This window comes from Streptomyces sp. NPDC057939, assembly GCF_042887545.1.
In the GTDB taxonomy this organism is placed as follows: Bacteria; Actinomycetota; Actinomycetes; order Streptomycetales; family Streptomycetaceae; genus Streptomyces.
Window position 1 is genome coordinate 113,112 of sequence record NZ_JBHVPG010000018.1, and the last position, 15,526, is coordinate 128,637.

12 protein-coding genes are annotated in these 15,526 nt (G+C 74.8%); 4 read left to right on the top strand and 8 right to left on the bottom strand.

The annotated features are described in order from the left end of the window. Positions 1-6: 6 nt before the first annotated feature. Positions 7-1,572, top strand: coding sequence for an AAA family ATPase (locus tag ACFVS6_RS21040; protein ID WP_389705762.1), 1,566 nt, complete (start codon positions 7-9; stop codon positions 1,570-1,572). Between the two features lie 59 nt (positions 1,573-1,631). Here ACFVS6_RS21040 and ACFVS6_RS21045 read toward each other — a convergent pair whose 3' ends face one another. Together ACFVS6_RS21045 and ACFVS6_RS21050 are read right to left on the bottom strand one after the other, a co-directional pair. Further along, on the bottom strand, positions 1,632-2,012 hold the full coding sequence (locus ACFVS6_RS21045) for a VOC family protein (protein ID WP_389705763.1): 381 nt from the start codon (positions 2,010-2,012) through the stop codon (positions 1,632-1,634). A gap of 46 nt (positions 2,013-2,058) precedes the next feature. Further along, positions 2,059-3,960 carry an ABC transporter ATP-binding protein gene (locus ACFVS6_RS21050; protein WP_389705765.1) on the bottom strand — a complete coding sequence of 634 codons (1,902 nt, stop codon included), beginning with the start codon at positions 3,958-3,960 and terminating at the stop codon, positions 2,059-2,061. A 150-nt stretch (positions 3,961-4,110) separates the two neighbouring features. On the opposite strand from ACFVS6_RS21050, the gene ACFVS6_RS21055 reads away from it, so the two are divergent. Next, positions 4,111-6,156: an AMP-binding protein gene (locus tag ACFVS6_RS21055; protein ID WP_389705767.1), complete on the top strand. Its 2,046-nt coding sequence runs from the start codon at positions 4,111-4,113 to the stop codon at positions 6,154-6,156. Here ACFVS6_RS21055 and ACFVS6_RS21060 read toward each other — a convergent pair. Continuing rightward, positions 6,111-8,084 carry a GNAT family N-acetyltransferase gene (locus ACFVS6_RS21060; protein WP_389705768.1) on the bottom strand — a complete coding sequence of 658 codons (1,974 nt, stop codon included), beginning with the start codon at positions 8,082-8,084 and terminating at the stop codon, positions 6,111-6,113. The genes ACFVS6_RS21055 and ACFVS6_RS21060 overlap by 46 nt on opposite strands. A gap of 107 nt (positions 8,085-8,191) precedes the next feature. Between ACFVS6_RS21060 and ACFVS6_RS21065 the strand changes: the two genes are divergently transcribed. Further along, on the top strand, positions 8,192-8,614 hold the full coding sequence (locus ACFVS6_RS21065) for a DUF350 domain-containing protein (RefSeq protein WP_281205358.1): 423 nt from the start codon (positions 8,192-8,194) through the stop codon (positions 8,612-8,614). Between the two features lie 132 nt (positions 8,615-8,746). Here the strand turns inward: ACFVS6_RS21065 and ACFVS6_RS21070 are convergent, their stop codons facing one another. From ACFVS6_RS21070 to ACFVS6_RS21085, 4 genes are all read right to left on the bottom strand, one after another. Beyond that, positions 8,747-9,967 carry an acyltransferase gene (locus tag ACFVS6_RS21070; RefSeq protein WP_389705770.1) on the bottom strand — a complete coding sequence of 407 codons (1,221 nt, stop codon included), beginning with the start codon at positions 9,965-9,967 and terminating at the stop codon, positions 8,747-8,749. Then, positions 9,964-11,007, bottom strand: a complete 1,044-nt coding sequence (locus ACFVS6_RS21075; protein ID WP_389705772.1) for an alpha/beta hydrolase — start codon at positions 11,005-11,007, stop codon at positions 9,964-9,966. The genes ACFVS6_RS21070 and ACFVS6_RS21075 overlap by 4 nt, the downstream gene beginning before the upstream one ends. A gap of 223 nt (positions 11,008-11,230) precedes the next feature. Beyond that, positions 11,231-11,911, bottom strand: a complete 681-nt coding sequence (locus ACFVS6_RS21080; protein WP_389705774.1) for a response regulator — start codon at positions 11,909-11,911, stop codon at positions 11,231-11,233. Continuing rightward, entirely contained in the window at positions 11,908-13,299 is a 1,392-nt protein-coding gene (locus ACFVS6_RS21085) for a sensor histidine kinase (RefSeq protein ID WP_389705776.1), read from the bottom strand. The genes ACFVS6_RS21080 and ACFVS6_RS21085 overlap by 4 nt, the downstream gene beginning before the upstream one ends. Before the next feature lie 215 nt (positions 13,300-13,514). Between ACFVS6_RS21085 and ACFVS6_RS21090 the strand changes: the two genes are divergently transcribed. Further along, a complete protein-coding gene (locus ACFVS6_RS21090) occupies positions 13,515-13,910 on the top strand; it encodes a hypothetical protein (protein WP_389705778.1) in 396 nt (131 codons plus the stop codon). On the opposite strand, the gene ACFVS6_RS21095 is transcribed toward ACFVS6_RS21090, so the two are convergent. Then, positions 13,864-15,519, bottom strand: a complete 1,656-nt coding sequence (locus ACFVS6_RS21095; protein WP_389705780.1) for a hypothetical protein — start codon at positions 15,517-15,519, stop codon at positions 13,864-13,866. The two genes, ACFVS6_RS21090 and ACFVS6_RS21095, sit on opposite strands and share 47 nt — an antisense overlap. Between the last annotated feature and the right edge of the window lie 7 nt (positions 15,520-15,526).

Genomic DNA, 15,526 nt, shown 5'->3' on the forward strand with positions numbered 1-15,526 from the left:
CAGCCCATGTCCAACCACGCCGAATGCCATCGCGATCTCGACAGCTACATCTCCGCCCGGGTCCCGGTCATCTGCATCCGCACCATCGAGCAGCAGCGGGCGCTGCGCCTCGTACGCACGGCCGCCACCCACGCCCGGCGCGGCGCCATGCCGTTCTGGATCTACACGAGGGCCACCGGGCTGCGCGACCTGCGGACCAACGCGCCCCTGATGGACGACCGTTCCCTCACCGGCGCCATGGAGTTCGCCGCTTCCCAGTTCACCTCCCGTCCCAACGCGACGCTGGTCCTCGTGGAACCGGACGAGCTGGACGCCGACACCCCGTTGACCCGGCACGTCGCCGAACTCGCGCGGCTGGCCGACACCAACATGGGCAGCGTCATCCTGATCACCGACGGCCAGGTGTGGAGCGGTCTTCAACGCCTCGGCATGGGCCTCCAGCTCGACCCGCCCGACGCCGACGAGATGTACGCGACGATCTCCGCCTTCCTCGACGACCACCGGGGCCACATCCCGATCGCCTGGGACGAACGCGACACCCGGCGGGCCGCCGAGTTCCTCGTGGGGGTCACCGAGGGAGAGGCGATCAACCTGATGGCGACGGTCGCCGCGAAGGGCTCCGTCGACGCGGGGGACGTCGTGGTCCTCGCCCAGTCCAAGGACCGGATCTTCAACGACCTGACGGGCCTCCAGAAGGTGCCCCTGAAGGCCGCCGACTACGCGGTGGGCGGCCTGTCCAACCTGCGCGACTGGCTCCGACGCAGGGGCCGGCTGCTCCAGGCCGACCTGCGGGCCACCGATCTGCGGCCCCCGCGCGGCGTCCTGCTGGTGGGCGTTCCCGGCTGCGGCAAGTCCCTGTCGGCCAAGGCCATCGCCGCGCAGTGGCAACTACCCCTGTACCGATTGGACATGGGCTCCATCCACGGCAAGTACCTGGGCGAGTCGGAGGGCCGTTTCCGGGAGGCGCTGGAGACCGCGGACCGGGTCGCGCCCTGCGTGCTGTGGATCGACGAGATCGAGAAGGGCCTGGCGGGCGCGGGTGACGGGACCGGGGTGCCGCAGCGGATCATCGGCCAGTTCCTGTTCTGGCTCCAGGAGTCCCAGTCGCGGACCTTCGTCGTCGCCACCGCCAACGACGTCCGCAGCCTGCCGCCCGAGCTGCTCCGCAAGGGCCGCTTCGACGAGCTCTTCTTCGTGGACCTGCCCGACGCGCAGGACAGGGAGGAGATCATCGGCATCTACTACCGCCGCTACCTGAAGACCGAGCCCGACCCCGAACAGCTGGCCCGGCTCGTGGAACTGTCCGACGGGTTCGCCGGCTCCGACATCGAGGCGGCGCTGCACGACGTCGGCGCCGAGGTCTACCTGGGCGGCGGCCCGCAGCACATGCGTCCGTCGTTCGTCCTGGACACCTTCGCCAACACGGTGCCGCTCAGCCGCAACAACCCGGAGCAGATCGAGGAGATCCGGGCGTGGGGCCGGGAGCGGGCCGTCCCCGCCGGCCGGTTCACGGCCATGGCCTCGCAGGGCCCGTCCGCCCCGGCCCGGCGCATCGTCTTCCTCGACGACTGAGGGACGACCGACGGACGACCGACGGGTGCGGCCTCGGGGCCGGGGCGGGCGGGGCGCGCTCAGCCGGCGGCGGCCGTGCGCGGCTTCGTCTGCTGGACGGCCCAGCCGTTGCCGTCGGGGTCGGAGAAGTAGACGAACGAGCCCCAGGGCATGTCCTGGATCTCGGTGACCTCGATGCCCCGGCCCCGCAGGTCGGCGTAGGCCTCCTCGATGTCCGCGACGACGACCTGCATGTTGTCCAGGGACCCCGGGACCATCCGGGTCAGGCCCTTGCCGACGGCGATCGAGCAGGCCGATCCGGGCGGGGTGAGCTGGACGAAGCGGATCTCCTCGCTGACCGTGACGTCGTGGTCGGCGTGGAAGCCGAGGCGCTCGTAGAAGGCCTTGGCCCGGTCCACATCGGTGACGGGGACGGCGACCAGTTCCAGCTTGATGTCCATCACTCACTCCAGGATCGACGACGGCCCGGGTCGGGCCCCGCGGCCATCATGCTCCGGAGGCCGTCACGGCGCCGCCCGACGCACGCCCCGGGGCCGCGAACCGGGTCCGGTGGAGCTCCTCGTAGCGGCCGCCCGCCGCCAGCAGCTCTTCGTGCGTGCCGCGTTCCACGATCCGGCCCTCCTCGACCACCAGGATCAGGTCGGCGGCCCGTACGGTCGACAGCCGGTGCGCGATCACCAGGGCCGTCCGCCCGCTCAGGGCCTCCGCCAGGGCCTCCTGCACGGCGGCCTCGGAGGTGTTGTCCAGGTGGGCGGTCGCCTCGTCGAGGATCACCACCCGCTGGCGGGCCAGCAGCAGCCGGGCGATGGTCAGCCGCTGCCGTTCCCCGCCGGAGAGCCGGTAGCCGCGTTCGCCGACGACGGTGTCCAGTCCGTCCGGGAGCGAGGCGACGAGCCCGTCCAGGCGGGAGCGGCGCAGCGCCTCCCAGATCTCCTCCTCCGTGGCCTGCGGTCGGGCGAGCGCCAGGTTGGCCCGAACCGACTCGTGGAAGAGGTGGCCGTCCTGGGTGACCATGCCGAGGGTGTCGCGGATCGAGTCGGCCGTGAGGTCCCGTACGTCGATCCCGCCGATGCGCACGGCGCCCGCGTCGGCGTCGTACAGGCGGGGCAGCAGCTGGGCGATGGTGGACTTGCCGGCGCCTGAGGAGCCGACGAGGGCGATCATCTGGCCGGGCTCGGCCCGGAAGGACACCTCGTGCAGCACCTCGGTCCCGCCCCGGGTGTCGAGCGTGGCGACCTCCTCCAGGGAGGCGAGGGACACCTTGTCGGCCGACGGGTAGCCGAAGGAGACCGCGTCGAACTCCACCGACACGGGCCCCTCGGGCACGCCACGGGCGTCCGGCTTCTGGGCGATCAGGGGCTTCAGGTCGAGGATCTCGAAGACCCTCTCGAAGCTGACCATCGCACTCATCACCTCGACGCGGGCGCCGGCCAGGGCCGTCAGCGGCGCGTACAGCCGGGTCAGGAGCAGGGCGAGGGCGACGACGGAACCGGCGTCCAGGGTCCCGCGCAGCGCGTAGTGGCCGCCCAGGCCGTACACCAGGGCCAGGGCGAGGGCGGAGACCAGCGTCAGGGCGGTGATGAAGGCCGACTGGGCCATCGCCGTGCGGATCCCGATGTCCCGGACCCGCCCCGCGCGGGCCGCGAACTCGGCGGACTCGTCCGCCGGGCGGCCGAAGAGCTTGACGAGGGTGGCGCCGGGGGCGGAGAAGCGTTCCGTCATCTGGGTGCCCATCGCCGCGTTCAGCTCCGAGGCCTCCCGCTGCATGCCCGCCATCCGCACTCCCATCCGGCGGGCCGGCAGCACGAACACCGGCAGCAACACCAGGGCCAGCAGGGTGATCTGCCAGGAGATGCTGAGCATCACCACCAGGGTCAGCGCCAGCGTCACCGTGTTGGAGACCACCCCCGACAGGGTGTTGCTGAAGGCCCGCTGGGCGCCGATGACGTCGTTGTTGAGGCGGCTGACGAGCGCGCCCGTACGGGTTCGGGTGAAGAAGGCGATCGGCAGCCGCTGGACGTGGTCGAACACCGCGGTCCGCAGGTCGAGGATCAGGCCCTCGCCGAGGGTGGCGGAGAGCTTGCGGGTCAGCAGGCCGAGGCCCGCCTCGGCGACCGCGATCACGGCGATGAGCAGCGCCAGCCGGGTGACCACCCCGCCGTCCCCGCCCTTCACGATGGCGTCGACGACCCGACTGGCCAGAAGCGGGGTCGCCACCGCGAGCAGCGCGCCCATGACGCTGAGCAGCAGGAAGAGGGCGAGCCCGCGGCGGTGCGGGCCCGCGAAGGCCCCGATGCGGCGAAGACTCGCCCGATTGAAGGGTCGCCGGTCCTGCTGGGCGTTGATCGCACTGTGGAGCGAGGTCCACGCCGTGACTTCCATGTCCATGACCCACACGCTAAAACCTCAACATAACTTCAGGTCAAGGCGTGGTCGGTGAACCCACCCGTACGGGTCGCCAACTCCCGCCCGTACGAACGTCTTTCGGAGTTGCTCCAGCTCCTCCTGCCACCCGGCCCGTGGTGCCATCATCGGGACATGACGCAGGCACCGAAGTCCGCCCGCCCCGGCCGGCCCGCCCTCGACACGGTCCTGGAACGCTTCGAGCGGTGGGCCCGGGACACCCCCGACGCCCCCGCCCTCCTCGCCGGCCCGGACGGCCTCACCTACGCGGAACTCGACGCGCGGGCCAACCGGCTGGCCCACCACCTCCTGGAGTCGGGCGCGCCCGCCCACCCCCTGGTGGCCGTCGCCACCACCCTCCGCCCCGACCTGGTCGTCGCCGTACTCGCCGTCCTCAAGGCCGGCGGGACGTACGCCCTCCTCGACGCAGGGGACCCGCACGCCGCCCGGTCCCTGCTCGCCGTGCTCCGCGCGGACCTGCTGCTCACCCACACGACGCACCACGCCCGCCTCGACCTGGGCGACGGCCGCCGCACCCTGCTCCTCGACGCGGAATCCGCCCGGATCGCCGAACGGCCCGCCGATCCCCCCGCCCGCCCCGGACCGGGGACCCACCCACCGCACGGAGCCGAGGCGGGTCCGCCCGCCGCCGTGCTGTTCACCGGCTCGGCCGAACCCCGTCCGGTCCGCGCCGGCCACGCGCTGCTGCTCGCCGCCCACGACGGCTGGGCCGAGACCGCCCGGCTCACCCCCGAGGACCGGCACCTCTTCACCTGCGGACCCGACGTCACCGCCTTCGCCGCGGGCTGGACCCGGGCCCTGTGCTCCGGCGGCTCCCTCGTCCTGCCCCCGGCCCCCCTGCCGCTCGCCGAGGACCTCCTGCGGACCGTCGTCACCGAACGGGTCAGCGTCCTGCACACCGACCCGGCGGGCGCCCTCGCCCTGCTGCCCGACCCCGGCCGGGTACCCCTGCCCGCGCGGTCCCGCCACGAGAGCGGCCCCCGTACCGGACCGTTGAGGCTCGTCGCCGTCACCGGGGACCGACTCCACCTCGACGAACAGGCCTCGGTCCAGGCCGTGTTGCGCCCCGGCGCCCGCGTGCTCAACGTCTACGGTCTCGCCGAGTGCGGCGGCAACGGAACCTGGTTCGAACTCCCGCAGCTGCCCCGACCGCTCGACGACCCCGAGCGGCTCTCCCTGCTGGGCACCCCCCACCCCGGCTGCCTGGCCGACGTGCGCGACGGCCAGATCCACCTGACCCCGCCCGGGGGCGGCGACGCCGTCCCCACCGGTGACCTCGGCCGGCTCCGACCGGACGGCCTGCTGGAGTTCGGGGGCCGGATCCGCGACCGCTTCGACCTCGACGGCCGCCCCGTCGACCCCCATCCCCTGGAATCCGCGATCCGCACCCACCCCCGCATCGGCGCGGCCATCGTGGCCGCCGTCCCCGGCGGCAAGGGGGAACACCGGCTCGTCGCCTACATCGCCCCGCCGCACGGCGAACCGCCCGGGACCCCGGCCGGAACCCTCGCCGACACCGGGGAGCTCCGCGATCACCTGGCCGAGAAGGTGCCCGGGGGCCTGGCCCCGCGCGCCGTGATCCGGCTGCGCGGCCTGCCCCGGACCCGTGGCGGCCAGGAGGACCGGGCCCGCGTACCGCGACCGCCGCTCCTCCTCGCCCCCACCCCGCCCGGGTACGGCGCGCACACCGGCTCCGTCAAGTACGGCGGCGCGAGCACCGGCGAGGGCACGCTGTCGTGCGTCGTCGGCTGCGGCGCACTCGCCATCGGGGTCGTCGCCCGCCTCGTCACCAACCTCCTGTGGCCCGGATCGACCGACCTCACCGGCATCCCCCTCCACTGGGCGGTCCTCTTCGGAATCCTCCACGTGCTCGAATGCCTGGCCTTCGGCCTCGGCGTGATGTTCCTGTTCAACGGCCGCCGCCGGATGCTCGCCCAACGCCGGGGCCGACGCCTCACCACGGCCGCCCACCTCGCGATCGTCTACCTGCTCGTCTCCTGGTGGCCGCAGGACAACCTCTACCGACTGGCGGCGAAACAGGACTGGGCCCGCCAGGCCGCCCTCGTCTACGTCTTCAACGTGCCCCTGATGATCGCCGCGGCCGTCGCGGCCTTCTACGTCACCCGCAGACCGGTGAGCCCCTTCGACTTCGACGACTGAACCCCGTCCGGGGCGAAGCCCGCGCCCACGGCGAGGGCCCGCGCCCGCACCAACTCCTCGGCCGCGTCCAACACCCCGGCGTCGTGCGCGGCGACCAGCACCCCGAACCACGGCGCCGGATCGAAGGCGGCGGTGGGGACGGCCGGCACGAACACCGCGCCCAGGTCCGCGCAGGCCCGCGCGAGGTCCGCGCACAGCTCGTCCCACTGGGGCTCCGGCAGCCGGGCACCGAGCTCCACCCGGTCCGCGATCCGCACCAGGTGCCCGGCCCCCCGCAGCACGTCGAGCCGCGCCGCGACCATGAACGCCACCGACGGCCCGGTGAGGCGCAGGTTGGTCTCCGTCGGCGCGAGCCGCCCCGCGGGGTCCGTGACGAAGTCCACGTCGAACCAGCCCCGGTAACCGCAGCCCGCCAACTCCCCGCCCACCGCCCGCCCGAACGCCGACAGCGGCCCCTCCAGCGCGCCGGGCACCACCCCGGGACCCACCGTCGCACCCCGATAGGCGCCGTCGACCACGTCCATCACCGCCGCGCCCACCTCGTGCACCCGGCCCGAGCCGTCCACGAAACCGTCGTAGGTCAGGTCCCGGGGACCGGCGTCCGGTCCCGCCGGGCCTACGACGTACTCCTCCACCAGCAGGGGCCCGCGCGGCAGACCCCGCAGCACCGCCCGGGCCCCGCCCGCCTCCCGGACGGCGGCCGGCGTCACCACCGTCGTGCCCGAACCCCCCACGCCGTGCTCCGACTTGAGAACGGTGCTCTCGGCCGACCGGGCCCGCGCCGCCAACAGCCGTACCGCCGTCCAGCGGTTCCCCGCCCGCCACTGCCCGGGCAACACGATCCGCGGATGCCCGCCGCTCGCCAGGATCCGGCCGAACAGGGCGTGCGCCGCCGACTTGGACTCGTGGCGCAGCTCCCGCGGCCGCCACGGCAGGCCCGCCAGCCTCGCGAACGCCGCGGTCCGACCCCACGGCACGAGGGGCAGCCCCCGCCCCGCCACCCGCCCCGCCAGCGCCGGCCGGGCCAGTACGGCGTCCGACAGCCCGGGACCCCGCTCCGCCACACCGTCGTACACCTCCACCTCCGGCCCCCACCCCAACTGCCGGCCGACCAGCGGGATCCAGCCCGGCGGCACCGCCCGGGGCAGCACCAGGGCCGCGGGGGAGGGGCTGTAGAAGGCGGCCAGGCAGGCGTAGTGGTGCGCGGCGTCCTGCCGGTCGTCCAGGGAGGCGTCCTGGAACTGAGCGTTGAACTCCGCCACGTTGCCCACGTGCACGGCCGGCGTGCCGCCCGTCCAGGCCCGCGCCCAGTCCGCCAGGGGCGCCGGAGCCACCTCGAACCGGAGCAGACCGTCCGGGGACCTCCCCGACGGCTTCGCCCCCATCGCCCGGTAGAAGCCCGCCGCGTGCGGATCGGCGTCGACGAGCAGTCGGCGGACCCCGAGAGCGGCGGCCCGGCGCACCGCGTCCCGGTACAGGAGCCGGCCGACGCCCCGCCCGATGGCGTCCGGCTCCACGAACAGCAGCCCGAGCCGCGCGACGGGGCCCGGCCCCTCCCCGCTCGGGGACACGTCCGGCAGCCGGCCGTCCTCCGGGTCCGACCGGCGCTCCCGCGGGGCGACCGGGCCGTCCGACGCCGATCCGTCCGGTACCGATCCGTCCGACGCCGATCCGTCCGGTACCGGGCCGTTCTCCGGGTCGGCGGGTCCCTCCCACTCCTCCAGGGACGCGAGACCCAGGACCCGCCCGTCGCCCTCGTCCTGCGCCACCACGATCCGCCGGGCCGCCACCTGCGCGCCCACGATCCGCAACTGCGGGGCGCACGCCGCGAGGAACTCCGCGTCGTATCCCCAGTACGCCTTGGAACGCAGCACGAGCGCGGTCAGCTCCGTCGCCTCGGCGGCCCGCGCGGCCCTGACCTTTGCCATTTCCAGACCTCCCCATGGTCCGCCGCCGGGCCGTGCGATAGATTCGGCCAGCCCACGGCGGACACGCCACCGCCACCCTTCCTACCCACCCGGAGACAGGCTTCTCAATGAGCGACATCATCAACGGACTTGGCCGCACCAGCGCGTTCGGCGCCCTCGGCCTGGTCCTGCTGATCCTCGGCATCGTCCTGGTGGACGTGCTGACGCCCGGGAAGCTCCCGAAGCAGATCTGGGAGGAGCGCAACCGCAACGCCGCCCTCCTGCTCAGCTCCGCGCTCCTCGGCATCGGCGGCATCGTCTTCACCTCGATCTGGACCACGTACGAGGACTTCGGCAAGGGCCTGCTGTCCACCGCGGCCTTCGGCCTGCTCGGCCTGATCCTGATGGCGGTGGCCTTCCTGGTGCTCGACCTGGTCACCCCGGGCAAGCTCGGCGCCATCGTCGTCGACCCGGAGCCGCACCCGGCCGTCTGGGTCACCGCATGCTGCAACCTCGCCGTCGCCGCCATCGTGGCGGCGTCCATCGCCTGACCCGGCACCCGCACGGCACCTGACGCGAGAGCGCCGCTCCCCACCGGGAGCGGCGCTCTCGTCGTACCCCGGGCTCCGCCGCCCGGACGGGTCCCCACCGACGCGGACCCGGCAGGATCCGAAAGCGACGGCCTACGCCAGACCCAGGGCGAACACCGCGAACCCCGCCGCCAGCAGCCCCGCCACCGTCCCGCGCGCCACCGACGACCGCCTGCCGTCGCCCGGCGGCGCCTCGAAGCGGCGCGCGTACCGGGCGATGACCACCAGCAGCAGCCCGAACACCGGCATCCACGCCGCCCGCGCCACGATCCACCCCGCGGTGACCGGCGCCGTCGTCAGACCGGCCACCTCACCGACGAGGGACGCGGGGACGGCCGCCGCCAGCATCGCGCTCTGGTGCCAGCACAGGATCGTCATCGCGCACAGGTTCACCACGACCACCGGCGCCCACAGCAGCGGTCGGGCCAACAACCCCGCCAACCGGTCCCGCAACAGGATCGCCGCCCCCGACTGCGCCGATGCCAGGGCCAACACCAGCAGCGAAGGCGGGTGCGAGTTCGTCCGCGCCTCACCCGGTACCCCGACCATCGACGCCGGGTAGTGGAACACCACCAGCAGCACCGCGAACAGCGCGGCCCCGCCCGCCAGCAGCAGCCACGCCCCGCGCCGACCGATCCGCCGCTCGCCCCACGAAACGCCCAGCTGGTACGCGAACAACCAGCCCGGCAGCACGTTCAGCACCGCGATCCAGGACGGCACGGCCTCGGCGTACGGGCCGTAGCGCAGCAGGTCCACCACGGCGACCGAGGCGAGCAGCGGGGCCGCCGCCCACCCACCGAGCCGCCGGGCCGCCCGCACGCAGTACGGGGTCAGCGCCGTGACCACCACGTACACCCCGACGAACCACAGCGGTTGGACCACCAGCGTGGCCCCGGTCCGCAGCGTGACCTCCGGCACCCCGGCCGCGTACAACAGCGGGACCGCCAGTGCCCACACCGCCGTTACCCCGAGCACCGGCCGGCCCAGCCGGACGATCCGGGCCTTCAGCCAGGCCCCGGTGGAGCCCGGGCGGCGCCGGAAGGACAGCGCCGAGGCGTAACCGCCGACCAGGAAGAAGATGCCGAGCATCTGGAGCACCCAGCTCGCCGGGGCCAGGCCCCCGAAGGCGGAGAGCGGGCTGGCATTGTGCAGGCCGCCGGCGGGGTCCACCGTGAAGCCGCCGAGCAGCCAGTGCCCGGTCGGAACCGCCAGCAGGGCGAGGGCCCGCAGGCCGTCGACGGCCCGATCGCGGTGCGGCGGCGTCCGCCGGTCGATGCGGTCGGCCGTCCGCCGTACGAGGGCCGTCGCGCTCATCGGGACCCTCCCCGCGCGATCGCGGCGAACGCGGCCAGGGAACCCGTGCCGGGGGCGAAGTAGCCGGTGTGACCCCGGACGTCGCCGGCCGGGATCCGGCGGGCACCGAAACCGGGCGCGACCGGGTCGGCGCCGTGCCCGATCCCGCCGAACTCGACGTTCGGCACGTCCGCGATCCAGTCGTCCGGGCCGCGGGCGGCCCAGACGCGGGCGGTGGTCCGCAGACCGGTGACGTGCCCCGCCCGCAGGCCCGGCGAGCCGAACACGACGATGTCGGTGGCATCGGTGTGCCGGGCCGCCAGACCGCAGACCACCGAGCCGTAGCTGTGGCAGAAGAGCACCGGATCGGGGGCGCCGACCGCGTCGAGCCCCGCCGTGAACCGGGCCAGCCGGACCGCACCGGCCTCGGCGAGCCTGCCGGCCGCCGCGTCCACGCCCACCCCGACCGGCGTCGTGTAGCCGGTCCACGCGATGACGGCGCCCTGCCCGCCCGTCGCCTCCCGCAGAGCGCGGGCCGAGCCCGCCGGGCCGGTGGCGGGCGCCCGCGGGGCGTCGTGGGAGACGGCGTCGTTGTCCGACCCCGGCACGATCACCGAGACCCGCGAGGCCTGTTCCAGGTCCCCGAACACCTCGACGACCTGCCCCCGACCCCGCGGGTCGAAGGCCAGGATCTGCCGGCCCGGAGCGGCGAGGGAGGCGTAGCGCGGCTCGCCCGTGGCGGCGATGGCCAGCCGATTGGCCTCGTACCGCAGGGGCAGGGGAGCCCCCTCCAGGTTGCCCACGACCGACGGGTGGGCGCGCAGCAACTCCCGCGCGCGGGCCTCGTCGAGGCCGGCGAAGAACCGCACCACCTCGGCCGGCGCCGCCGTCCAGGGATCGGGCAGCGGCCGCTCCGCCGTCCCGGCGGCCCGCCAGTCGGCGGTGCCCGGCGGCGGTCCGGTGACCACGGCCTGGGCGTCACCCGCGGCCCAACCGGCGGTTCCCGCGACGACGGCCACGGCCAGCGCGGCCGCCCCCATGGTCCTTGCGAAGCGGCGCATGCCCCTTCTCCTCTCCTCGTGACGACGAGGAAGGTAGGAAGGAGGTACCGCACGGCACGTCGCACCGGGGAGCCAACCCGGAGGTCATACCCCAGTAGGGGGTGGAGGAGACGGCTTCCGGACGGAGGCACTCGGTCGGGCCGAGACCTCCGGACGGCGAGGTGCCGGCTGTGACGTGCCGGCTCCGACCTACCGGGCGTGACCTCCGGACCGAGGCGTCCCGTCAGGCCGAATCGCCGGGACGGACCAGACCCGCCTCGTACGCGAAGATGACCGCCTGGGCCCGGTCGCGCAGGTCCAGCTTGCCGAGCACCCGACCGATGTGGGTCTTCACCGTCTGCTCCGCGAGCACCAGATGTGCGGCGATCTCCTGGTTCGACAGCCCGCGCGCGATGAGTTCCAGTACCTCGGTCTCACGCGGCGTCAGCCCGTTCAGGCGCAGCGCCGGATCCTTGCGCGGCGCCGGCCGCTGCCGCACGAAGTCCGCGATGAGCCGCCTGGTCACGGACGGCGCCAGCAGCGCCTCGCCCGAGGCGACGATCCGGACGGCGGCGATCAGGTCCGCCGGCGGGGCGTCCTTCAGCAGGAACCCGGACGCGCCCGCGCGCAGCGCCTCGTACACGTAGTCGTCGATGTCGAAGGTCGTCAGCATGAGCACCTTCGGCCGGTGCACCACCCCGGGCGGCGGATCGAGCAGCTCGCGGGCGGCCGAGAGGCCGTCGAGCTCCGGCATCCGTACGTCCATCAGCACGACGTCCGGGTGCAGGGTCCGCGACACCTGCACCCCCTGGCGCCCGTCGGCTGCCTCGCCCACCACGTCGATGTCGGCCTGCGCCGACAGCAGGGCGGCGAAACCCGCCCGCACCATGGCCTGGTCGTCGACGATGATCACGCGGATGGTCAACTGCTGTCCTCGTTCGTCTCGGCGGACCCGTCCCCGCCGTTCAGCGGGAGGCGGGCGGCGACCCGGAAGCCCCCGTCGGGCAGCGGCCCGGTGTCCAGGGTCCCGCCCGTCAACCGTACGCGCTCGCGCATTCCCACCAGACCGTGCCCCGTGCCCGAACTCTCCAGCTCCACCACCGAGTCCCGCGCCGGGCCGTTGACCACCAACACCAGCACCTCCCCGGCGTCCCGGGTCACCGACACCCGGGTCCGCGCGCCCGGCGCGTGCCGCACCACGTTCGCCAGGGCCTCCTGCACGATCCGGTACGCCGACAGGTCCACCGCCGGCGGCACCCCGTCGCCCGCGCCGGCCGCCAGCGACAACTCGACCGGCTGACCGGCCCGCACGATCGCCTCCACCAACTGCTGCAACCGGTCCATCCCCGGCTGCGGGGCCCGCTCGTCGTCGCCGTCACCGGCCGCCCCGTCACCGCGCAGCACCGTCAGCAACCGCCGCATCTCGCCCAGGGACTCGCGGGCACTGGCGGCGATCGCCTCGAACTCCTCGCGGACCGGATCCGCCATGCCGGGCAGCCGGTACGGCGCAGAATCGGCCTGCACGGTGATCACCGACATGTGGTGGGCCACCACGTCGTGCAACTCCCGGGCGATCCGCGCCCGTTCCTCCAACAGCGTCCGCCGCGACCGCTCCGCCTCGCTGATGCTCTCCTGCTCGGCGATCCGCTGCTGCGCGTCACCCAGCCCGCGCAGCGCGCCGGTCACCGCCAACAGGGCACCGGCCAGCACGAACAGCAGGGCGGCGGTGTTGGTCACCCCGTCGGGCCCCAAGAAGCCGAGCACCACCCCGGCCGCGCCCGTGGCCAGCCACACCTTGACCAGCGTCCTGATGGACTCGCGGAGCCCCAGGCACACCATCAGCGCCAGGTACCCGACGATGACCATCGGGGGCCACGGCCAGGAATGCCCCGCCAACCGGTCGGCGCCCATGAGCAGCAGCGCCCCCACGACGTCGGCGAGGAGCACCATCCCCCACGCGGCCAGGGGCCTGGTCACGGCGAGCAGCAGCGGCACCGTCTGCGCCACGCCGAGCGCCCCCGCCCAGCCGCCGCCCAGCGCGTAGTCGTTGACCAGCACGGAGATCGTCACCGGGAGCAGCGTCACGACGAAGACGCCCATGACGGCGTACGGCAGTATCCGCTGCCAGCGCGACGGCGCCCCCGCGAACAGCGGCTCGGCCGCCCTCGCGGGGGTCCGCAGCAGGACGGCGAACTGCGCTCGCGCGCCGGCGTCCCCCCGGCCGCCGTGGGAACCCCGGGGGGTACGGTCGGCGGCGGCGCGGTCCGGCGCGGGGGCGGCGCCGCGGGCCCGGAATCGGTCTCTGAGGCTCATGATCGGACCAGCGTATGCGCCGGGGGCCGGCGCGGGCGTACGCGAGGAGCCGCCCGGCGGGCCCGAGGGACGGGAGGCGCGCAGCCGGTCGGAGCGAGGGCCGGGGCACAACGGCCCCGTCGACCGCCGCGCCGCCGGTCCTCCTCGGACGCGAAGTCGACCGGACGTGCCGGCCCGAGCTCGTTCCCCCGGCGGGCCCCGCTCGTTGACCGGACATGGAGCTGCTGCCGACCATCGCGGGGCCGGGCGTCGGAGAACGGGCCGACGCCGCGGCCGATGCCGCCTGTCACCTCTACGACGCCGTCGTGCCGTGGGGCGACGGCGAGCCCGGAGGGTGGAGCCGGACCGCCGCCGAGGACGCCGCCGAGACGATCGAGACGACCGCGCGCGCCCTCGCCCTCATCCACCCGCGCGCCGAGGTCATCCTCGCGCCGGTGCACGCGGCCCTCGCGGACCTGCGCCGCCAGCTCTCCCTCGCACCGGCCGACCCGTTGACCGTCGAGGGCGTCCCGACCACCCCGCGTTCGGTGGGCAATCCGCGCCGCACCCGCTGGGTACGGGTCCTCACCCCACCCGCGCCCCGGCGACCGCAGCCTGATACAGCTTCCTGATCTGCGCGCCGAAGTACGAGCTGTAGGAGGTGTCGGGCGTGGTCCCGCCGGTCTTCCAGCCGCCGATGACCCCGACCACGTCCCCGGTTCCCGTGCGCTGGTCGTAGCGCGTCAGGAACGGGCCGCCGCTGGTGCCCCCCGGATAGCCGGTGCAGGCGATCTTCAGGAACGAGCCGGGGATCTTCGCCTCCCGGCTGGTGAACTTCGTCGTCCGGTTGAAGCACACGCGCGGACGGGCCGCCGCCGAGGGGTACCCGATCAGGGTGACCCGGGAGTGCGCGAACGTGGCCCCGGTGACCAGCCGGTTCCCGCCGACCACGGACTCCACCGCCGTCCCGCGGGAGTTCGGGCCGACCCGGGCGAAGGCGACGTCCAGCGTGGCGGCCCGGTCGGCCCCCTCGCGGCGGTAGCGCGGGTCGATCCACATCTTCGGCCGTCCCCCCGCGTCGCGCAGCACGGGGAACATTCCGTACGGCTGCGGCTTCGCCTTGGTCCAGCGCGGTACGAAGGCCACCTGGCGGGAGTCCGGACCGAGCAGGCAGTGCGCCGCGCTGAGCACCAGGTTCCGCCCGGGGGAGGAGACCACGCTCGCGGTGCAGAAGTACGCGCCGCCGCCCTTCATGACGAACATCCGCCCGACGGCCGGGCTGCCGTCGAAGTCCTTGCCCACGCCCGCCCGGGCGGACGCGGGGATCGGCGCGGCGACGGGCCTCGGTGTCGGCTTGGGAGCCGGCTGCGCGGGCCGCGGGGCCGGAGCGGGCCGGGAGGGGGTGGCGACCGGCGCGGGCTCCGGGACGGAACCGGGCGTCGGCACCGCCGAACCGGTCGGGGTGACGGGGGTGACGGGGGTGGCCGGGTCGATCGTGGTGACGGACGGCGACGGGGTGGCCGGGGCGCCCGGGAGGGCGGGGGCCGGCGGGGCCGGAGCCGTCGTGGGACCGGTGGTGCCCGTGGCTTCCGGGGTGGCGGGGGAGGATCCGGGCTCGGGGGTGCCCAACGCGTTTGCGGGCGGGTTGGGTTCGTCCGGGAGAGCCGGTCCGGTGGCCGAATCGGCCGGCGCCGGCGGCGCGGCCCCGTCAGCTGGGGGCTCCGCGACGGGACCCGTACCCGTACCCGGACCCGGACCCGGACCCGTCGGAGCGTCGCTCGCCGGCGCCCCGCCGGTCTGCTCCGAGGCCGATCCAGATCCCGATTCCGATCCGGGGGATGCCGGGCCGTTGGCGGCCTCCGCGCCGGGGCCGTGTCCCGTCGGAGCCCCGACGGGGGTGGTGTCGCCCGAAGCCGGCCCGTCCGGACCCACGGGGCCGGGGACGACCGGGCCCGGAACCGCCGGGCCCGCGATCACCGGGCCCGGTCCGGCGATGCCCGGTGCCGCCGCGCTCGAACCCGTCGGCTCCGGTGCGGGGAGAGCGGCCGCCCGGGGGTCGGCCGGCGGGTCGGGGACGGGCAGGGCGGAGGCCATCCGTTCGGGCGTCCAGAACGCGGCGGCCTCGCGCGCCGACCAGAGTCCGGCCGCCGCCTCCGCGTTCGCCGTCCCGGCGGCGGGCAGCGGCCCGCCGGGCAGCAGCAGTGCGGCCGTGGCCGCCACCACCGTCAACGTACGTCGCATGCCTGCT